Here is a 19,778-nt window from a genome sequence, read left to right as displayed (position 1 = left end):
GGAGCAGTCTTGGCACGGAAGATCGGCAGCCGGTACACCGCGAACCAGATCCTGGGGCGGGGGAGCGCCGGCACGGTGTGGCTGGGCGAGGGACCGGACGGCCCCGTCGCCATCAAGCTGCTGCGCGAGGACCTCGCCTGCGACCAGGAGCTCGTCGGACGCTTCGTGCAGGAGCGCACCGCACTGCTCGGACTGGAGCATCCGCACATCGTCACCGTGCGCGACATGGTCGTCGACGGCAACGACCTGGCCCTGGTCATGGACCTCGTGCGCGGCACCGACCTGCGCACCCGGCTGGAACGGGAGCGGCGGCTCGCCCCCGAGGCGGCCGTGGCGATCGTCGCCGACGTCGCCGACGCGCTGGCCGCGGCCCACGCGGCCGGGGTCGTCCACCGGGACGTCAAGCCCGAGAACGTCCTGCTCGACATGCAGGGCCCGCTCGGGCCGGGCGGCGCCCACCCGGCGCTGCTCACCGACTTCGGCGTCGCCAAGCTGATCGACTCGCCGCGGCGGACCCGCGCCACGAAGATCATCGGTACGCCGGACTACCTGGCCCCGGAGATCGTGGAGGGCCTGCCGCCCCGGGCCGCCGTGGACATCTACGCGCTGGCGACCGTCCTGTACGAGCTGCTGGCCGGCTTCACGCCCTTCGGCGGCGGACACCCCGGCGCGGTCCTGCGGCGGCACGTCACGGAGACCGTCGTACCGCTGCCGGGCATCCCCGAGGAGCTGTGGCAGCTGCTCGTGCAGTGCCTGGCCAAGGCCCCCGCCTCCCGGCTGCGCGCCTCGGAGCTGGCCGCGCGGCTGCGCGAGCAGCTGCCCCTGCTGGCCGGGATGCCCCCGCTGGACGTGGACGAGCCGGACCTGTCCGAGGAGGCCGCCGAGGAGTCCGCGCCGTCGGCCCCGCAGGGGGAGCCGGTACGGCGGCGGGGGGCGGTGTCCCTCGTCCCCGGGGCCAAGCCCGACTCCAACCGTGACACGCACACGTCGATGCGGGTGCCGGGGCCGGACGAGCTGGCCGGCGGGGCCCACGGGACCGCCCGCGTGCCCCGGGCCCCCGGCGCGCCCCGTCCCGGCTCGGCCCGCCACCGGGCCGCGGTGCGGCGGCGCCGGGTGACCCTCGGGGTGGCCGGGGTGGTGGTGGCCGCGGTCGTGGCCGTCGGCGCGTGGCTCGCCTCCTCCGGCGAGGACTCCGACCCACCCCGGCCCGCCCACAGCACGTCGGCCCCCTGACCCACCGGGGAGCGGGGGCGAGCGGTGCCGGGGACCGGTCGGCCGAGGTCGCTTGCCACAGCCGTTACGCTGGAACCGTGGCAGTCGTCGATGTATCCGAAGAGCTGAAGTCCCTCTCCTCGACCATGGAGTCGATCGAGGCCGTCCTGGACCTCGACAAGCTGAGGGCAGACATCGCCGTGCTCGAGGAGCAGGCGGCCGCGCCGTCCCTCTGGGACAACCCGGACGAGGCGCAGAAGATCACCAGCAAGCTCTCCCACCTCCAGGCCGAGGTCAGGAAGGCGGAGGCGCTGCGCGGCCGGATCGACGACCTCGCGGTCCTCTTCGAGATGGCCGAGGAGGAGGACGACCCGGACACCCGCGCGGAGGCCGAGTCCGAGCTGACCTCGGTGAGGAAGGCACTGGACGAGATGGAGGTCCGTACCCTCCTGTCCGGCGAGTACGACTCCCGTGAGGCGCTCGTCAACATCCGCGCCGAGGCCGGCGGCGTCGACGCCGCCGACTTCGCCGAGAAGCTCCAGCGCATGTACCTGCGCTGGGCCGAGCAGCGCGGCTACAAGACGGAGCTGATCGAGACCTCGTACGCCGAAGAGGCCGGCATCAAGTCGACCACCTTCGCCGTCCAGGCGCCGTACGCCTACGGCACCCTCTCCGTCGAGCAGGGCACGCACCGCCTCGTGCGCATCTCGCCCTACGACAACCAGGGCCGCCGGCAGACCTCCTTCGCCGGTGTCGAGGTGCTCCCCGTCGTCGAGCAGTCCGACCACGTCGAGATCGACGAGTCGGAGCTGCGCATCGACGTCTACCGGTCCTCCGGTCCCGGTGGCCAGGGCGTGAACACGACCGACTCCGCGGTCCGCATCACCCACCTGCCCACCGGCATCGTGGTCTCCTGCCAGAACGAGCGGTCGCAGATCCAGAACAAGGCCACCGCGATGAACGTCCTCCAGGCCAAGCTGCTGGAGCGGCGCCGGCAGGAGGAGCAGGCCAAGATGGACGCCCTCAAGGGCGACGGCGGCAACTCCTGGGGCAACCAGATGCGTTCCTACGTGCTGCACCCGTACCAGATGGTCAAGGACCTGCGCACCGAGCACGAGGTGGGCAACCCGGAGGCCGTGTTCAACGGCGAGATCGACGGGTTCCTGGAGGCCGGGATTCGCTGGCGCAAGCAGCAGGAGAAGTAACTTTGTCGACATGACAACTGCCGTCCGTAGGGCGGCAGTTGTCTTATGTCTGGGTTTTACATCACACTCACAGGCTTCAACTCCCCGCAAACGCCACCCCACTGGACATTGCGCCCGCAACGCCCTTGACGTTGCTTTGACGAATGGGGAAGGGTGAGGCGCGGCATGCGTACTTGAGGGGCGTATGTGAACCGGGGGATCGAGTTGACGCGCTTCGTCACCAGCTGCCTCCGTCGATCACGGCACCCCATCGCGCCGCCTCATTGACGAACAGCTACTGGGGGTAGCAACCATATGACGAAGAAGACGCGGATCCGGGTCGCGCGGATAGCCGCCGGCGCCGTGATCGCGGCCGGGGCGTCACTGACCGCCGCCGGCGCGGCTTCCGCCCTGGACCTCGATGTCCAGGCGGGCCCGATCAGCCTCGGCGTGAGCGGTGTCGGCGCCGACGGCGGCAACACCGACGGCGGCGGCGACCCTTGCCCGATCGGCATCTGCACCGCCGGCGGCACCGACGGCTCGGGCGGCGCGACGGGCGAGACCGGCACCAACGGTGAGACCGGTACGAACGGCGAGACCGGCACCAACGGTGAGACCGGCACCAACGGTGAGACCGGCACCAATGGCGAGACCGGTACGAACGGTGAGACCGGTACGACGGGCACCACGGGTACCACTGGCACCACGGGTACCACTGGCACCACCGGTACGACCGGTACGACCGGTACGACCGGCACCACGGGTACCACCGGTACTACGGGTACGACCGGCACCACTGGCACCACGGGTACGACCGGCACCACGGGTACGACCGGTACCACTGGTACGACCGGTACCACGGGCACGACCGGCACCACGGGTACCACTGGCACGACCGGCACCACCGGTACGACCGGCACCAGCGGAAGCGGCTCCTCGGGCTCCACCGACGGCGGCACCGACGGTGGCTCCGGCACCACCGGCAGCGGCTCCTCGGGCTCCACCGACGGCGGCACCGGCACCACCGGTGAGACCGGCGGCAACCACACCTCCCCCGAGGGCGGCAACAACAACGTCCCGCAGAACGAGGGCTCCTCGGCGCTGACCGCGACCGGCTCCGACGACTCGGTCCAGGGCGGCGGCAAGCAGCTCGCCGAGACCGGTGCCGGCCAGACCGCGTTCCTGCTCGTCGGCGCCGCGACGATGATCGCCGGCGGCATCGGCTTCCGCGTCCTCCCGCGCCTGGTGACCGGCCGGGGCGGCGCCGCCGCCTGACCGTAGCCACCCGGTCACGCACGGCACGTACGTCGCACACGTAAGGGCCCGGAGCTTCGCGCTCCGGGCCCTTACGACGCTGTGTGCGGGCTCTTCCGTCCGGTCACGCGGTCTGGTGCGCCAGCAGCGCCACCGCGGCGATCAACACCGCCAGCAGCGCGATCAGCGCCATCGGGTTCAGCCCGTTCAGGCCTCCGAAGAAGCCCTCCTGCTGCAGTCGCTCGCGGTTGGCACGGCACACCGGGCACCGGCCCTCACTCACAGGCGACGCGCAGTTCGCGCACACCAACCGGTCGTACGTCATGCGCTCGCCCTCCTTGCACCGGCCATCACATGTACAACGTTCGCCGGAACGGGAACGTTCCCCCTCGCTCCCGTTCGCCTTCGTTTTCCTTCCACTGTGCCAGGTTCCCGCGGAGCGTGCGCGGGGCCCGGGAGAACGGGGCACGGGAAGGGGCCGGTACAAAAACGTACAAGTCTTGCCCAACCTCAACCTGCGACTGCACTTGCACACCGGGTTCGCGTATGGTCACGCTCATCTACCCCCGGCGACCCGTGGTGCATCCGTGATCCGATTCGACAACGTCTCCAAGGTCTATCCCAAGCAGACCCGCCCCGCACTCAGGGATGTCTCCCTGGAGGTGGAGAAGGGCGAGTTCGTCTTCCTCGTGGGGTCCTCCGGCTCCGGAAAGTCCACCTTCCTGCGGCTCCTCCTCCGCGAAGAGCGGTGCAGCCACGGACAGGTGCACGTGCTGGGCAAGGACCTCGCGCGGCTGTCCAACTGGAAGGTGCCGCAGATGCGCCGCCAGCTGGGCACCGTCTTCCAGGATTTCCGGCTGCTGCCGAACAAGACGGTCGCGGAGAACGTGGCCTTCGCCCAGGAGGTCATCGGCAAGTCCCGCGGCGAGATCCGCAAGTCCGTGCCGCAGGTGCTCGACCTCGTCGGGCTCGGCGGCAAGGAGGACCGCAGGCCCGGCGAGCTGTCCGGTGGTGAGCAGCAGCGCGTCGCCATCGCGCGCGCGTTCGTCAACCGCCCCAAGCTGCTCATCGCCGACGAGCCCACCGGCAACCTCGACCCGCAGACCTCCGTCGGCATCATGAAGCTGCTCGACCGCATCAACCGGACGGGCACCACCGTCATCATGGCGACGCACGACCAGAACATCGTGGACCAGATGCGCAAGCGCGTCATCGAGCTGGAGAAGGGCCGCCTCGTCCGCGACCAGGCCCGCGGCGTCTACGGCTACCAGCACTGACCGCAAGCACCCAGTTCCCGAAAGGCCTGAAGACCCCGCCATGCGCGCCCAGTTCGTCCTGTCGGAGATCGGTGTCGGTCTCCGCCGCAATCTGACGATGACCTTCGCCGTCATCGTCTCCGTCGCCCTGTCCCTGGCCCTGTTCGGCGGTTCGCTGCTGATGAGCGACCAGGTCAGCACCATGAAGGGCTACTGGTACGACAAGGTCAACGTCTCGATCTTCCTGTGCAACAAGCACGACGCGGAGAACGACGTGCACTGCGCCAAGGGCGCGGTCACCGAGGACCAGAAGAAGCAGATCCTCGCGGACCTGCACGGGATGCCGGTCGTCGAGAAGGTGACCTACGAGTCGCAGGACGAGGCCTACAAGCACTACAAGGAGCAGTTCGGCAACTCCCCGCTGGCCGGCTCGCTGACGCCGGACCAGATGCAGGAGTCGTACCGGATCAAGCTCAAGGACCCGCAGAAGTACCAGGTGATCGCGACCGCGTTCAACGGGCGCGACGGCGTGCAGTCGGTGCAGGACCAGAAGGGCATCCTGGACAACCTCTTCCAGCTGCTGAACCTGATGAACCGGGGCGCGCTCGGCGTGATGGCGATGATGCTGATCGTCGCCCTCCTGCTGATCGTCAACACCGTGCGCGTCTCGGCGTTCAGCCGACGGCGCGAAACCGGGATCATGCGCCTGGTCGGTGCCTCGGGCTTCTACATCCAGGCGCCGTTCATCGCCGAGGCCGCGGTCGCCGGACTCATCGGCGGTGGCCTCGCCTGCGTCGCCCTCGTCGTGGGCCGGTACTTCACCATCGACCACGGCATGGAGCTGTCCCACAAGCTCACGCTCATCAACTTCGTGGGCTGGGACGCCGTGTTGACCAAGCTGCCGCTGATCCTCGCCACCAGTGTGCTGATGCCCTCGCTCGCCGCTTTCTTCGCACTGCGCAAGTACCTGAAGGTGTGACGCATGCCAAGGGGGCCGTACGGGCATCCGGCCGTACGGCCCCTTCGCGTTGCCCTAGACTCGCCGCCATGTCAGGCCGTGACCTGTTCTGTCAGCCCCGCCGCATCCGCCGTGGGGCCGCCCTGACATTGGTCTTCGCCGGGGTGCTGGTCGCCGGCGTAGCGACCGGCTCCTTCCCGGAGTCCGACGGGACCGCGCGCCGTACCGCCGTCGGACCGTCGGGTACGGCCACCCGGCACGAGGCCGTCGAGAAGGCCGCCGCCGAGGCGATGGCCGACGGCAAGTCCCCCATGGAGGCCGCCGAACGGGCCGTCAGCCGCAGCGGGGACCGCTGGGCCGCGGTCTACTCCGAGGGCGAGTACCAGGAGTTCCAGGACGCGCTCGACGGCCGCTACACCGGCGTCGGCCTGTGGGCCCGGCAGGAGACGGACGGCCGGATCGTGGTGACCCGGGTGCAGCCCGGCTCGCCCGCCGCCGACGCCGGGATCCGCACCGGCGACCGGCTGCGCAGCGTCGACGGCGACGAGGCCGACGGGCGGCCGGTCACCGAGGTGGTCGCCTTACTCCGCGGTGACTCCGAGGACGCCCCCGCCGGTACGACGGTCACCCTCGGCCTGGAGCGCGGCACGCGCGTGTGGACCGAGAAACTGCACCGGGCCCGGCTGTCCACCGACTCCGTGACCGTGCGCCGGCTGCCCGACGGGGTCACCGTCCTGAAGATCGCCGCCTTCACCAAGGGCTCCGCCGACGCGGTCCGCGAGGCCCTGCGCAGCGCACCGGCCGACGGCCGGACCGTCCTGGACCTGCGCGGCAACTCCGGCGGCCTGGTCACCGAGGCGGTGGACACCGCCTCCGCGTTCCTGGACGGCGGCCTAGTCGCCACCTACGACGTCGACGGCGCCCAGCGCGCCCTGCACGCCGCCCCGGGCGGCGACACCACCCGGCCCCTGGTCGTCCTCGTCGACGGCGGCACCATGAGCGCGGCCGAACTGCTCACCGGCGCCCTCCAGGACCGGGGCCGCGCGGTGGTGATCGGCTCGCGCACCTTCGGCAAGGGCTCCGTCCAGATGCCGACGAAGCTGCCCGACGGGTCGGTGGCCGAGCTGACCGTCGGCCACTACCGCACACCTTCCGGGCACACGGTCGACGGCCGCGGCATCACCCCCGACCTGGAGGCGGGCGCGCACGCCCTGGAGCGGGCCGGGACGGTCCTCACCGGCCTGGGCGACCCGTCGTAGCCACACCGGACGGGCACGCGTAATCGGCTGTACGCACACCCCCTGTGTGGTGCGAAAATGGGCGGCACTATGAGCAAGGGAATGTACGTACCGAAGGAGTCCCAGCCCAAGCAGGGCGGCGGGGCCGCCAAGGCCAGGGACGGCGAGAAGGGCGGCAAGCGCAAGATCGTCGCCCAGAACAAGAAGGCCCGGCACGACTACGCGATCGTCGACACCTACGAGGCGGGGCTCGTGCTCATGGGCACGGAGGTCAAGTCGCTGCGCGAGGGACGGACCTCGCTGACCGACGGCTTCGTCCAGATCGACCGGGGTGAGGCGTGGCTGCACAACGCCCACATCCCCGAGTATCACCAGGGCAGCTGGACCAACCACTCCGCGCGCCGCAAGCGCAAGCTGCTCCTGCACCGCGAGGAGATCGACAAGCTGGAGTCGAAGTCCCAGGAGACGGGACACACGATCGTGCCCCTCGCCATCTACTTCAAGGACGGCCGGGCGAAGGCCGAGATCGCCCTGGCCCGGGGCAAGAAGGAGTACGACAAGCGGCAGACGCTGCGGGAGAAGCAGGACCGGCGGGAGTCGGACCGGGCGATCGCGGCGGCGAAGCGCAGGCAGCGCGCCGGCTAGCCGGCCGGCCGCCGGGAATAGGCTGGCATCGTCGGGCGTTGGTCACGTACGATGGCAGCGCACTCCACAGAGGGTGCGCACACCCTCCACCGAGGGACTTGAAAAATCAACATGGGGATGATCGGTTTCGACAGCGGCTGTCGAAGCAGGGGAAGCGTGTCGAGGAAGCGGCAATGATCTCGTAAACCATATGTCGCAAAAAATAATCGCCAACACCAAGCGCGATTCCTTCGCCCTCGCTGCCTAAGTAGCGACTTGCGAAGTGTCAGCCCGGGGCTGTTCCCGACCCGGATCCTGGCATCAGCTAGGGAACTAAACCTCTAGGCCCGGTCACGGGGTGTAGAGGGAAATCAAACAGTGACTGAGCCCGTCGGAGACTTGTCCGCGTGATCTCCGGGGCCGAGAAAATCGCAGCGGACTGCACACGGAGAAGCCCTGATTCCGCACCGTTGGACGCGGGTTCGATTCCCGCCATCTCCACGAGGCCCCTCCGGGGGCCGACCCCATGTGGGCAAGGCCCCGTCGCTTTCCGGTGACGGGGCCTTCGCCTTTGCCGGGTGCGGGTGCGGGTGCGCCGCGGCTCGTCGCGCACAGTTCCCCGCGCCGCGCCGGGCGCTCATCGCCGTCGCGGCCGGCCGGCGTGGATCAGCAGCGCCAGACCGGCCGCCGCGGGCGGCACGGCGTACCCGGTGGTGGCCGAGAGGTGTTCCGCCGCCCACCCTCCTGCCGCCGAGCCGCAGGCGACGCCCGTGAGCAGGCCCGTCACCATCAGGCTCATCCCTTCGTTGAGGCGGCCGGCCGGGGTGCGCCGCTGCACCAGGGTCATCGCCGTGACCATCGTCGGCGCGGTCGCCATACCCGCCGGCAGCAGTGCCGCCGCCAGTGCCCAGAGCGATCCGGTGAGGCCCGCGGCCAGCCACGGCAGGGCCATCAGTACGGTCATCCCCGCCAGGCACTGCCCGAGCCGCAGCCTCGCCGGCTTCAGCGCACCGTACGCCAGGCCCGCCGCGCACGACCCCGCCGCCTGGAGCGCGAGCACGGCACCCGCCGCCGCCCGATGGCCCTGCCCGTCGGCGTACGCGATCGTGACGAGCTCCATCGAGCCGAACACCGCGCCGGTCGCGACGAAGCAGGCCAGCAGCGGCGGGATGCCCGGGCTGCGCAGCGGCGAGGGCGCCGGCGAACGGGCCGCCGGCGGCGGCTCGGTCGCCCGCTGGGCGAGGAACAGCAGCATGCCGGCGAGCAGCAGCGCCGCCGCCGCGAGCGTGCCCGCCTCCGGGAAGAACGTGCCGGTCAGGAAGGACGCCAGCACCGGTCCGAGCATGAAGCACAGCTCGTCCGCGGCCTGCTCGAACGCGTTCGCGGTGTGCAGCGCGCCGGGTTCGTCGCGCAGCAGGTGGGCCCAGCGGGCGCGGGACAGACCGCCGATGTTCGGGGTGGCCGCGGTGCCGGCGTAGGCGGCGAACAGGGTCCAGTCGGGGGCGTCGTAGCGGACGCACAGCAGCAGCGCGAGGCTGCCCAGCACGGCGACGACCGTGGCCGGCAGCGCGATGCGGGCCTGCCCGTGCCGGTCCACCAGCCGGGCGAGCCAGGGCCCGGCCACCCCGGTCGCCGCGAGCCCGGTCGCCGAGACGGCACCGGCGAGGGCGTACGAGCCACGGGAACCGGCGATCATCACCACCGCGCTCACGCCGAACATGCCCATCGGCAGGCGGGCCAGCAGGTTGCCGGTGGTGAAGGCGCGGGCGCCGGGGAGGCTGAACAGGCGGCGGTACCCGGTCGGTTCCGGGGCTTCACCGGATACCGGTCCCGGTCTGTCTTCGGTGGTCTGTTGCGGCATGGCTCCACGGTCACCCGGAGCGGATCACCGGGTCCAACACCTTCCGCGTGCCGATTCACGCACCCACGTTGTAGGTTCACCGCCATGTCCGCCCCCGCCCACATAGACCCCCGGCTGCTGCGCGCCTTCGTCGCCGTCGCCGAGGAACTGCACTTCACCCGGGCCGCGGCCCGCCTGTACGTCGCCCAGCAGGCGCTCAGCCGGGACGTACGGCGGCTGGAACGGGAGCTGGGTGCCGAGCTGTTCGTCCGGACCACCCGGCAGGTCACGCTGACCGCCGACGGCGAGCGCCTGCTGCCCCACGCCCGCCGCGTCCTCGCCGCCCAGGACGACCTGCTGAGCGCGTTCGCCGCCGGCCAGGGCCGCCCGCTGCTGGTCGACCTCAACACGTCGGGCCTGGTCACCGGTCGCCGGGTGCTGCACCGGGCCCGCGAACTCGCCCCCGACTGCGAGCTGATGGCCCGCTACGAGAGCGGCCTCACCGGAGCCGCCGCCGAACTGCTCGCCGGCCGCCTCGACGTCTCCTTCGGCCGGTTCGCCGGACTCGACCCGGGGCTCCGCTCCGGCCTGGCGCAGCAGCCGGTGCGGTACGAGCCGATGGCCGTCGTCCTGCCCGAGGACCACCCGCTGGCCGGAGCGGCCCGGGTGCCGCTGTCCGCGCTCGCCGGGGAGACGGTCTACGCCGGGGCCGGCAACCCGCGCACCCGGGAGTGGACCGACCTGGCCCAGCGGCTGTTCGCGGACCACGCCGTCCGGCTCGCCCCGCCCCTCCCGCTGGCCGTCGGGGACGAGGAGTTCGGCCGCATCATGGCGAAGACCCGGACGCCGGTACTGGCCGTCGTGGACTTCCCGCCCCTGCCCGGCACGGTACGGCGTCCCCTCGTCGACCCCGTCCCGCTGTCGCCCGTCTCCCTGGTGTGGCGGAAGGGGCTGGTTCATCCCGGACTGACCGCACTGCGGACGGCGGTGGCCGAGATCGCACGGGAGGAAGGGTGGCTGCGGCGGCCTGTCGGCGGATGGATTCCGGCCACGGACGAGGAGGTGATGAACCCGGAAGGGGGCGGCGTCCACCCGTGACGACCCAGCGCGCAGCACCCCTTCGCGTGCGCTACATTCATGGCCCGGGCACAGGTGGTAATGGCGATCGTGAGTACGCCCGGACCTGTCCCGTGGGGGGATGTAAGCGCGTGAAAAAGTGGCCGAAAGGCGCCCAACCAGAAGCACGGTCAACGGCGTCGACGGGGCTCGTCGAGCCGGTGGCCGAGGGCGAAGAGCGAACGGATCCGGACGCGGTGCGCGTCCCTTCGCCCACTCCCGTCGCCGATGCGCCGGCCTCCGGCCCGGACGACACGAGGACCCAGCCGGACGACGTACGGCCCGCAGCCCCGGGCGCGTCCACGGACGAGGCCGAGGCGAAGACCCCTGCGGAATCCGAGCCCACGGAATCCGAGCCCACGGGATCCGAGCCCGGCGAGTCTGCCGCGCCCGCCCAGTCCGTCGACGCGGTGGAGTCTTCCGAGGCGCCCGTGCCCTCGGAGTCCCGCGCACCGTCGGCACCCTCCGAGGCGCCCCGGCGCTGCGAGCTCGCCGAGCCGGCCGAGTCCGCCGGGGCGGCGGAGGCTTCCGTGGCATCCGAGCCCGGCGAGGCCGCAGAGCCGTCGGAGCGGACCGAGCACCCTGAGCCGGCCGAGCACCCCGAGCCGGCCGAGCCGTACCAGTCGTCCAAGCCCTCCCAGCCCTCCGTGCCCTCCGTGCCCTCCGTGCCCGTCGGTACCGAGGAGGCTGGCGTGGTGGCTGGCGAGGGGGCGGGGACCCTCGCCGATGCGGCGGTCCTTGCCGCCGCTCCCGGTCCGGGCGGCGTGGGTGTGACCGAGTCGGTGGACGTGACCGTTCGGCTGGGTGACGTGCGGCTCGGGCTCCCGGGCACGGTGGTGGCCGTGGACGGGGCGCGCGGGTCCGACGGGCCGGTCTTCGTGGACGAGTCGGGCCGGCGCAGCCGCCGTTTCCGCCGGCTCGGGCAGGCCGTGGCGGTCGTCTGCGCGGGGTACGCCGCCGTCATCGTCGCCACCCTGCTGTCCGGGAACTCCGCCGCCCCCTGGCTTCCGGTGCCGGGCCAGAAGCAGGACAGGCCGGCGAGCAAGGTGGACACCTCCCCGCTGCCCAGCGCCTCCACGACGCCGACGCCGACGCCGCCTGGCACCGGTGTGGTGACCGGGCCGGCCGTGGGCACCGTGGTGACCGGTACCGCCATACCGGGCAACGGTTCGCCCGCCGCGGCCGACGTCTCCGCCTCGGGTGAGCCGTCGGCCGGCACCTCCTCCGCGCCCGGCAGCACGGCGTCCCCCTCCCCGGCCGTGTCCTCGGCCGCACAGACCCCGGCACCGTCCGCCTCAGGCACCGCGACCGCCGCGACGCCCACGCCGACCCCGCCGGGCCGTACCCACACCCCGCCCGGCCGCACCCGGCACCCGCACCCCAAGCTCTCCCTCTGACCAGGCGGAACACCCTCAGATGGCTTCACATCCCCGGCGCCGCCCCCGGCTGCCGCTGCGCTACCTGCTGCCCCTCCTGGTCCTGGGCGCGACCCTGGCGATGCTGATGCTGCGCGGCTACGTGCACAACGAGATCCTCGCGGACCACCGCATCCGGCCCGCCGCGGCGAACGACGAGGTGCCGCGGCGGATCCTGGACGGCGGCCCGGTCATCGACACCCGGCACGGCCGCAGCAGCAGCCTGCGCATCCCCGACCACCGCATCGTCCTCACCTTCGACGACGGCCCCGACCCGGCCTGGACCCCGAAGGTGCTCGACGTACTGAAGAAGCACCACGCGCACGCGGTCTTCTTCGTCACCGGCACCATGACCTCCCGCCACCCGGAGCTGGTCCGGCGGATGGTCGCCGAGGGCCACGAGGTCGGCCTGCACACCTTCGACCACCCCGACCTGTCGTACCACTCCACGCGGCGCATCGACTGGGAGCTGTCCCAGAACCAGCTGGCGCTCGCCGGAGCGGCCGGCATCCGCAGTTCGCTGTTCCGGCCGCCGTACTCCTCCTCCGCGGACGCCCTCGACAACCGGTCCTGGCCCGTCACCCGGTACATCGGCGGCCGCGGCTACCTCACCGTCGTCGACGACACCGACAGCGAGGACTGGCGCAAGCCGGGCGTCGCGCGGATCGTCCGCAACGCCACCCCGCACGGGGGCCGGGGCGCGGTCGTCCTCATGCACGACTCGGGCGGCGACCGGCACCAGACCGTGCAGGCGCTCGACGCGCTCCTGCCCCGGCTCCGGCAGCAGGGCTACACCTTCCCGACCCTCACCGAAGCGCTGCGGGCGCCCAGCGCGGACACCCCCGTCACGGGCCTCGACCTGTGGAAGGGGAGGGCGTGGGTCGCGCTGGTGAAGGGCGCCGACCACCTCACCGCCGTCCTCGTGGTGGGCCTGGCCGTCGTGGGCTGCCTCGTCCTCGCCCGCTTCGGCCTGATGCTGCTGCTGTCCGGCGCGCACGCCCGCCGCACCCGGCGCCCCGGCTTCCGCTGGGGCGACGGGCCGGTGACCGAGCCGGTGTCGGTGCTGGTGCCGGCGTACAACGAGGCCAAGTGCATCGAGAACACCGTCCGTTCACTGACCCGCGGCGAGCACCCCGTCGAGGTGCTGGTCATCGACGACGGCTCCGGCGACGGCACGGCCGACCTCGTCGAGGCGCTGGACCTGCCCGGGGTCCGGGTGATCCGCCAGGCCAACGCGGGCAAGCCGGCCGCCCTCAACCGAGGCCTGGCCGAGGCCCGGTACGACCTGGTCGTGATGATGGACGGCGACACCGTCTTCGAACCGGCCACCGTCCGTGAACTCGTCCAGCCCTTCGCCGACCCGCGCGTCGGCGCCGTCGCCGGCAACGCCAAGGTCGGCAACAAGAACCGGCTCATCGGCGCCTGGCAGCACATCGAGTACGTGATGGGCTTCAACCTGGACCGCCGGATGTACGACGTCCTGCGGTGCATGCCGACCATCCCCGGCGCGGTCGGGGCGTTCCGGAAGTCCGCCCTGGAGCGCGTCGGCGGCATGAGCGACGACACGCTCGCCGAGGACACCGACGTCACGATGGCCCTGCACCGCGACGGCTGGCGCGTGGTGTACGCCGAGAAGGCCCGCGCGTGGACGGAGGCGCCGGAGTCCGTCCAGCAGCTGTGGTCCCAGCGCTACCGCTGGTCGTACGGCACCATGCAGGCCATCTGGAAGCACCGCCGCGCCCTGTTCGAGCGGGGTCCCTCGGGCCGCTTCGGCCGGGTCGGCCTGCCCCTGGTCGCCCTGTTCATGGTGGTCGCCCCGCTGCTGGCCCCGCTGATCGACCTGTTCCTCGTCTACGGCCTGGTGTTCGGACCGACCGCGAAGACGATCGCCGCCTGGTTCGCCGTCCTCGCCGTGCAGGCGGCCTGCGCGGCCTACGCCTTCCACCTCGACCGCGAACCCCTCACCCCGCTGCTGTCCCTCCCGCTCCAGCAGCTCCTCTACCGCCAGCTCATGTACGTCGTCCTGCTCCAGTCCTGGATCACCGCCCTGACGGGAGGCCGGCTGCGCTGGCAGAAGCTGCGCCGCACGGGCGGGGTGGCGGCGCCGCCGGCCGCTACCGCGGGTGGGCCACCGCTTCCTTCTGCAACTGCACCGCGGCCAGCAGACTGAGCCCCGGCTCGGCCTGGCGCAACGCCTTGACGGCGGCGACGGACTCGATGTCGCCGCCGAAACCGACGTCGGCCAGCCGGCCGCGCACCCAGTCGGCCCGCAACCGCCCCTCGCTCGCACCGGCGGTGGCCCCGACGACCGCGACCGCCCGCTCCAGTCCCGCCCGCTCCTCCTGCGAGGCCCCGGCCAGCGCCTCCCGCAGCGCCGCCGCGACCACGTCGGAGTCCCGGATGACCAGCACGAGGTCTTGCTTCCTGCCGAATCCCGTGAGTCCCTTCATACGATCATGCTGACGCCCGGGCCCGGCCCGCTCCAAACGACTTGAGCAGTTCCAGAGGCTTTCCGGTGCCTCACGCGTCCGCGTACTTGGCGTCCGCCGCCGGGTCCAGTGCCAGGCGGTAGCCCCGCTTCACCACCGTCTGGATGAGCTTCGGTGCGCCGAGGGCCGTGCGGAGGCGGGCCATCGCCGTTTCGACGGCGTGTTCGTCGCGGCCCGCGCCCGGCAGGGCGCGGAGCAGGTCGGCGCGGGGCACCACCCAGCCGGGGCGGTGGGCCAGGGCGCGCAGGAGGGACATGCCGGCCGGCGGGACCGGCTTCAGCTCGCCGTCGACGACGACCGCGTGGCCGCGGATCTCCACCCGGTGGCCGGCGACGGGCAGTGAGCGGGCCCGGGACGGGAGTTCCTGGCACAGGAGCTGGACCAGGGGGCCCAGGCGGAACCGCTCCGGCTGGACGGTGTCCACTCCGCGGGCCTGGAGGGGGATCGCGGTGACGGGGCCGACGCAGGCCGGGACGACGTCGTGGGCCAGGGCCGCCAGCAGCTCGTCCAGCAGGCCGCGGTCCTCCGCGCGGGAGAGCAGCGAGGCGGCGGCGGGGGCGCTGGTGAAGGTGAGGGCGTCCAGGCCGCGGGTGACGGCCGCGTCCAGGAGGCGGTCCAGGGGGCCGAGGTCCTCGGGCGGCATCCAGCGGTAGACCGGGACGGGTACCACTTCCGCGCCGGCGGCCCGCAGCGACTCGACGAAGCCGGGGAGCGGTTCCCCGTGCAGCTGTACGGCGACGCGGTCGCCGTCGACGCCCTCCTCCAGCAGCCGGTCGAGGACCTCGGCCAGGGATTCCGAGGAGGGCGACCACTCCTCGCTGAGGCCGGCCGCGCGGATCGCGCCCTTCACCTTCGGGCCGCGCGCCAGCAGCCGTACCCCGCGCAGCCGGCCGAGGAGCTGCTCGCCGAGGCCCCAGCCGTCGGCGGCCTCGACCCAGCCGCGGAAGCCGATCGCGGTGGTGGCCACGACCACGTCCGGCACCTGGTCGATGATCTCCTTCGTGGCGGCGAGCAGTTCGCCGTCGTCCGCGAGCGGCACGATCCGCAGCGCGGGGGCGTGCAGGACGGTGGCGCCGCGCCGCTGGAGCAGGGCGCCCAGTTCCTCGGCCCGGCGCGCGGCGGTGACGCCCACGGTGAACCCGGCGAGGGGGCCGTGCTCGGGTTGCTGCTCTTCGTCGTACATGGGGCTCTCCTAGCTGACCGGCACGCCGAACGAGCCTGTCAACGAAGCGTGACAGGCTCGGTTCGGCATGATGTCACCGGTGTTACGTCACACCTCGGCATAGCTGAGCTGGGTCTTCTCCTGTGAAGCGGCCGCTGCCGCGGTGACCCGGCCGGCCGGGCGGCGAAGGTATACGGCCCACGTCACCGCGAAGCAGACACCGTAGTAGGCGAGGAAGGCGACGAACGCGCCCGTCCCGGAGCCGTAGGAGAGGAAGGACTGGCGGAAGGCGAGGTTGATGCCGACTCCGCCGAGCGCGCCGACCGCGCCGATCAGGCCCATGGACGCGCCGGACAGCCGCCGGCCGTGGGCGACGGCGGCCTCGCCCTCCAGGCCCTTGGCCAGCGCCTTGGCCTGGAAGATGCCGGGGATCATCTTGAACGTCGACCCGTTGCCGAGCCCGCTCAGCACGAAGAGGACGACGAACACGGACACGAACAGCGCCAGCGACTTCTGCATGCCGGCCACGATGAGCACGGCGGTGGCGGCGGCCATGCCGACGTAGTTCCACAGGGTGATGCGGGCGCCGCCGTAGCGGTCGGCGAGCCGGCCGCCGAGGGGGCGGACGAGGGAGCCTAGCAGCGGGCCGATGAAGGTGAGGTACGCGGCCTGCAGCGGGGTCCGGCCGAACCCGTTCGTCAGCACCTGGCCGAAGGCGAAGCTGTAGCCGATGAAGGAGCCGAAGGTGCCGATGTACAGGAAGGCCATGATCCAGGTGTGGGCGTCCCGGGCGGCGTCCTTGGCCGCGCCGGTGTCGTTCTTCACCGAGGCCAGGTTGTCCATGAACAGCGCGGCCATGACGGCGGCGACGACGATCAGCGGGATGTAGATCCCGAGCAGCACGCGCGGGCCGCCGCCCGCGCCGATGACGGCGAGCGCGATGAGCTGGATGACGGGCACGCCGATGTTGCCGCCGCCCGCGTTGAGGCCGAGCGCCCAGCCCTTCTTCCGCAGCGGGAAGAAGGCGTTGATGTTGGTCATGGAGGAGGCGAAGTTGCCGCCGCCGATGCCGGCCAGCAGGCCCACCAGGAGGAAGGTGGAGTACGACGTCCCGGGCTCCATGACCGTGAACGCGGCCACGGTCGGGATCAGCAGCAGACTGGCGGAGACGACCGTCCAGTTGCGGCCGCCGAAGACGGCCACGGCGAAGGTGTACGGCACCCGGGCCACCGCGCCGACCAGGGTCACCACCGAGGTCAGCAGGAACTTGTCGGCCGGGGTGAGGCCGTACTCCGGGCCCATGAACAGCACCAGCACGGACCACAGCGTCCAGACGGAGAAGCCGATGTGCTCGGAGAGCACGGAGAACCACAGGTTCCGGCGGGCGGTCCGTTCCCCGGTCGCCTGCCAGAATCCCTCGTCCTCCGGGTCCCAGCGCTCGATCCAGCGGCCACTGCGACGGGTTGGGGCTGGGGGTGTCATCACGCCTCCACGGTGCTCCGGCTGCTCGGTCTGCTCGGTCTGCCGACCACTGACTGAGCCCGAAGGTAGGGAGGCCGGGTTTCCGTCCTGTGGCCGCCGGTGACCGGAAGGGAACGTTGCTCTCACTCGGCCGGGGACCCGCCGGTGAGGCGTGCCGCCCGCCCCGGTGACCGGCGGGGCGGGGGCCGGTGCGGCACGGGGGGTTCCGGTGTCCGCTCCGCGCGGGCACTGTGGGGGAGACCCCGCACGGTTCCTGCCTAGGCGGTGACTGGCACATGGCACTCGGGAGCGCCCCCTCCGCGCACGAGCCGCGGTTCGACGCCGGGCGGGTGTGCCTGGATCTCCTCGCCACCTCGTATCCGGGCGAACGGCTGGACGGTGTCGGCGCGTTGTGCGCGTGGATCGGCGGCGCCGGGCTCGTGCCCGGCGGTACGGCGCTCGGCCCCGCCGACGACTCCTGGCTGACCGGCTTCCGGGAACTGCGGGGCCACGTGGGGCTGTTGGTGCGGGGGACGCGGGACGGGCCGGGAGCGCAGACGCCGGCGTACGGGCGGGCGCTGGCCCGGGTGAACGAGGCCGCGCGGGCCGCGACCCCGGTGCCCCGCGCCGTACGCGGGGAGGACGGCCGTCTCGTACGGGAGTTGGCGGGGCCGCCCGGCTGTGCCGCGCTGCTCGCCGTCGTCGCCCGGGACGCCGTGGAGCTGCTCACCGATCCCGTCGCGCGGGCCGCCCTGCGCGAGTGCGAGGGGGACGACTGCCCGCTGGTGTACCTCGACACCTCCCGCGGCCGGCGCCGGCGCTGGTGCTCCAGCGAGGTGTGCGGGAACCGGGAGCGGGTGGCCCGGCACCGGCGGCGGGCCGCACTGGCGCGCGCCTGAGACGGAAGTGATTTCCGTAACACCGGGTTTTAGGTGGCCCGTACACGAGCCTCGCGGGCCGCCCTCGGCGATGTGCCGGAAATGTAAAGATCATGCGGTGGGAATGTGCGCCCATGTCCCGCTCGTCACGCCACTCCAGAGAAATCTGTCACTCCGGTTTGAACGCTCGCGCACCGGGGTCCGTACAGGTGGGCGAGCGACCGACTGGGGGGACCCCCGGACACCGGAGGTGGGCGTGCGCAAGGATGCGGCCGTGGCCAATGAACGTGGAGCGAGGGCCCGACATCGCATGTCCTCATCGCAGCCCTCCGAACCCGACGAGGAGTTGATGCGTGCCCTGTACCGGGAGCACGCGGGGCCCCTGCTCGCGTATGTCCTGCGGCTGGTCGCCGGAGACCGGCAGCGCGCCGAGGACGTCGTGCAGGAAACGCTCATCCGTGCCTGGAAGAACGCCGGTCAGCTCAATCGGGCGACCGGTTCGGTACGCCCCTGGCTGGTGACGGTCGCGCGCCGCATCGTCATCGACGGCCACCGCAGCCGGCAGGCCCGGCCGCAGGAGGTCGATCCGTCGCCGCTGGAGGTCATCCCCGCGGAGGACGAGATCGACAAGGCGCTGTGGCTGATGACGCTGTCTGACGCGCTCGACGACCTGACCCCGGCCCACCGGGAGGTGCTCGTCGAGACGTACTTCAAGGGGCGTACCGTCAACGAGGCGGCCGAGACGCTGGGCATACCGAGCGGCACGGTCCGCTCCCGGGTGTTCTACGCCCTGCGGTCGATGAAGCTGGCACTGGAGGAGCGGGGGGTGACGGCGTGATGAGCAACGGGTACGGGGGAATGCAGGGATTCGGACCGGGTGGTCCGGGTATGTCTGGGCCCATGAACCCCAGTCAGGGATCTTCGGTGCCGAGCGAGCACGAGACCGTCGGCGCCTACGCCCTCGGGATTCTCGACGACGCCGAGGCAACCGCTTTCGAAGCGCACCTCGCCGGCTGCGAGTGGTGCGCCCAGCAGCTGGACGAGCTGGCCGGGATGGAGCCGATGCTCGCCGCGCTCGCCGACCTGCCCGGCTCCGGCAGCACGCCCGCGATCGGCGAGTCGCTGTCCGCCAAGCCCAGCCCGCGGCTGGTGGAGAAGCTGGTCGACGAGGTCGCCGAGAAGCGCGCCCAGAAGCGCCGGCGCAGCTTCTACATGATCGCCGCGGCGGCCGCGCTGATCATCGCCGGACCGCTGGCCGCGGTCGCGGTGAACGGCGGCTCGGACACCGGCGGGCAGGTCACCGCCACCCCGGCCCAGGCGACCTTCAGGACCATGGCCGACAAGAAGTCCGCCACGGACGCGTCGACCCACGTCAGCGCGACCGTCGCCATGGCGCAGAAGGAGTGGGGCACGCAGGCGGTCCTGGAGCTGAAGAACGTCAAGGGCCCGCTGAAGTGCTCCCTGGTACTCGTCGCCAAGAACGGGCAGCGCGTCACCATGTCGTCGTGGTCGGTGCCGAACTGGGGGTACGGCATCCCGGACGCCCAGACCGAGCAGTCGAAGCAACCGCTGTACATCGGCGGGGCCGCGGCCTTCCAGCCCAACGAGATCGACCACTTCGAGGTGGTCACGTTCGAGGGCAAGAAGCTGGTCCAGGTGGACGCGTAGCCGGCGTAGCTTCGACGGGCCCC

At 72.0% G+C, this 19,778-nt stretch carries 18 protein-coding genes and 1 other RNA gene; 14 read left to right on the top strand and 5 right to left on the bottom strand.

Annotated features, from left to right (window positions below; all coding sequences use genetic code 11):
• The first annotated feature begins 9 nt into the window (after window positions 1-9).
• From IG05_RS0137085 to IG05_RS0137075, 3 genes are all read left to right on the top strand, one after another.
• On the top strand, window positions 10-1,233 hold the full coding sequence (locus IG05_RS0137085) for a serine/threonine-protein kinase (RefSeq protein ID WP_030348511.1): 1,224 nt from the start codon (window positions 10-12) through the stop codon (window positions 1,231-1,233).
• Between the two features lie 77 nt (window positions 1,234-1,310).
• The gene (prfB, locus tag IG05_RS0137080) at window positions 1,311-2,417 is read left to right on the top strand and encodes a peptide chain release factor 2 (protein WP_030348510.1); all 1,107 of its coding nucleotides are present in this window, start codon (window positions 1,311-1,313) and stop codon (window positions 2,415-2,417) included.
• Window positions 2,418-2,711: 294 nt separating this feature from the next.
• Window positions 2,712-3,671: a hypothetical protein gene (locus tag IG05_RS0137075; RefSeq protein ID WP_030348509.1), complete on the top strand. Its 960-nt coding sequence runs from the start codon at window positions 2,712-2,714 to the stop codon at window positions 3,669-3,671.
• 103 nt (window positions 3,672-3,774) lie between these two features.
• Here IG05_RS0137075 and IG05_RS0137070 read toward each other — a convergent pair whose 3' ends face one another.
• Window positions 3,775-3,975 (bottom strand): hypothetical protein, encoded by a 201-nt coding sequence (locus tag IG05_RS0137070; RefSeq protein ID WP_030348508.1) that lies wholly within the window; start codon window positions 3,973-3,975, stop codon window positions 3,775-3,777.
• 262 nt (window positions 3,976-4,237) lie between these two features.
• On the opposite strand from IG05_RS0137070, the gene ftsE reads away from it, so the two are divergent.
• The 5 genes from ftsE to ssrA all read left to right on the top strand — a co-directional run bounded on the left by ftsE (window position 4,238) and on the right by ssrA (window position 8,230).
• The gene (gene ftsE / locus IG05_RS0137065; RefSeq protein WP_030348507.1) at window positions 4,238-4,927 is read left to right on the top strand and encodes a cell division ATP-binding protein FtsE; all 690 of its coding nucleotides are present in this window, start codon (window positions 4,238-4,240) and stop codon (window positions 4,925-4,927) included.
• A gap of 40 nt (window positions 4,928-4,967) precedes the next feature.
• Complete coding sequence (ftsX, locus tag IG05_RS0137060; RefSeq protein ID WP_030348506.1) at window positions 4,968-5,885, top strand: permease-like cell division protein FtsX; 918 nt, start codon at window positions 4,968-4,970, stop codon at window positions 5,883-5,885.
• 68 nt (window positions 5,886-5,953) lie between these two features.
• Window positions 5,954-7,123: a S41 family peptidase gene (locus tag IG05_RS0137055; RefSeq protein ID WP_199808447.1), complete on the top strand. Its 1,170-nt coding sequence runs from the start codon at window positions 5,954-5,956 to the stop codon at window positions 7,121-7,123.
• A gap of 81 nt (window positions 7,124-7,204) precedes the next feature.
• Entirely contained in the window at window positions 7,205-7,747 is a 543-nt protein-coding gene (gene smpB, locus IG05_RS0137050) for an SsrA-binding protein SmpB (RefSeq protein ID WP_030348504.1), read from the top strand.
• A 113-nt stretch (window positions 7,748-7,860) separates the two neighbouring features.
• Window positions 7,861-8,230, top strand: a transfer-messenger RNA (tmRNA) gene (ssrA, locus tag IG05_RS44170).
• Window positions 8,231-8,363: 133 nt separating this feature from the next.
• On the opposite strand, the gene IG05_RS0137045 is transcribed toward ssrA, so the two are convergent.
• Window positions 8,364-9,587 (bottom strand): MFS transporter, encoded by a 1,224-nt coding sequence (locus tag IG05_RS0137045; RefSeq protein ID WP_199808446.1) that lies wholly within the window; start codon window positions 9,585-9,587, stop codon window positions 8,364-8,366.
• An 84-nt stretch (window positions 9,588-9,671) separates the two neighbouring features.
• Between IG05_RS0137045 and IG05_RS0137040 the strand changes: the two genes are divergently transcribed.
• The 3 genes from IG05_RS0137040 (at window position 9,672) to IG05_RS0137030 (ending at window position 14,267) form a co-directional block, all read left to right on the top strand.
• The gene (locus tag IG05_RS0137040) at window positions 9,672-10,664 is read left to right on the top strand and encodes a LysR family transcriptional regulator (protein ID WP_030348502.1); all 993 of its coding nucleotides are present in this window, start codon (window positions 9,672-9,674) and stop codon (window positions 10,662-10,664) included.
• Window positions 10,665-10,879: 215 nt separating this feature from the next.
• Entirely contained in the window at window positions 10,880-12,079 is a 1,200-nt protein-coding gene (locus IG05_RS49650; RefSeq protein WP_234336178.1) for a hypothetical protein, read from the top strand.
• A gap of 19 nt (window positions 12,080-12,098) precedes the next feature.
• Window positions 12,099-14,267: a bifunctional polysaccharide deacetylase/glycosyltransferase family 2 protein gene (locus IG05_RS0137030; RefSeq protein ID WP_030348500.1), complete on the top strand. Its 2,169-nt coding sequence runs from the start codon at window positions 12,099-12,101 to the stop codon at window positions 14,265-14,267.
• Here IG05_RS0137030 and IG05_RS0137025 read toward each other — a convergent pair.
• The 3 genes from IG05_RS0137025 to IG05_RS0137015 form a co-directional block, all read right to left on the bottom strand.
• The gene (locus IG05_RS0137025) at window positions 14,212-14,547 is read right to left on the bottom strand and encodes a hypothetical protein (RefSeq protein WP_030348499.1); all 336 of its coding nucleotides are present in this window, start codon (window positions 14,545-14,547) and stop codon (window positions 14,212-14,214) included. The two genes, IG05_RS0137030 and IG05_RS0137025, sit on opposite strands and share 56 nt — an antisense overlap.
• Window positions 14,548-14,617: 70 nt before the next feature.
• Window positions 14,618-15,769, bottom strand: a complete 1,152-nt coding sequence (locus IG05_RS0137020) for a uroporphyrinogen-III synthase (RefSeq protein WP_030348498.1) — start codon at window positions 15,767-15,769, stop codon at window positions 14,618-14,620.
• An 87-nt stretch (window positions 15,770-15,856) separates the two neighbouring features.
• Window positions 15,857-17,230 (bottom strand): nitrate/nitrite transporter, encoded by a 1,374-nt coding sequence (locus IG05_RS0137015; RefSeq protein WP_030348497.1) that lies wholly within the window; start codon window positions 17,228-17,230, stop codon window positions 15,857-15,859.
• Between the two features lie 275 nt (window positions 17,231-17,505).
• On the opposite strand from IG05_RS0137015, the gene IG05_RS0137010 reads away from it, so the two are divergent.
• The 3 genes from IG05_RS0137010 (at window position 17,506) to IG05_RS0137000 (ending at window position 19,755) form a co-directional block, all read left to right on the top strand.
• Complete coding sequence (locus IG05_RS0137010) at window positions 17,506-18,108, top strand: CGNR zinc finger domain-containing protein (RefSeq protein ID WP_030348496.1); 603 nt, start codon at window positions 17,506-17,508, stop codon at window positions 18,106-18,108.
• A 229-nt stretch (window positions 18,109-18,337) separates the two neighbouring features.
• Window positions 18,338-18,925: a sigma-70 family RNA polymerase sigma factor gene (locus IG05_RS0137005; protein WP_030348495.1), complete on the top strand. Its 588-nt coding sequence runs from the start codon at window positions 18,338-18,340 to the stop codon at window positions 18,923-18,925.
• A 50-nt stretch (window positions 18,926-18,975) separates the two neighbouring features.
• Window positions 18,976-19,755, top strand: coding sequence for a zf-HC2 domain-containing protein (locus IG05_RS0137000; RefSeq protein WP_324605046.1), 780 nt, complete (start codon window positions 18,976-18,978; stop codon window positions 19,753-19,755).
• Window positions 19,756-19,778: the final 23 nt, after the last annotated feature.

This window comes from Streptomyces sp. NRRL S-1022 (assembly GCF_000720135.1).
In the GTDB taxonomy this organism is placed as follows: Bacteria; Actinomycetota; Actinomycetes; order Streptomycetales; family Streptomycetaceae; genus Streptomyces.
Note: the sequence above shows the minus strand (reverse complement) of the source record. Positions and strands in the feature narration are given on the sequence as shown.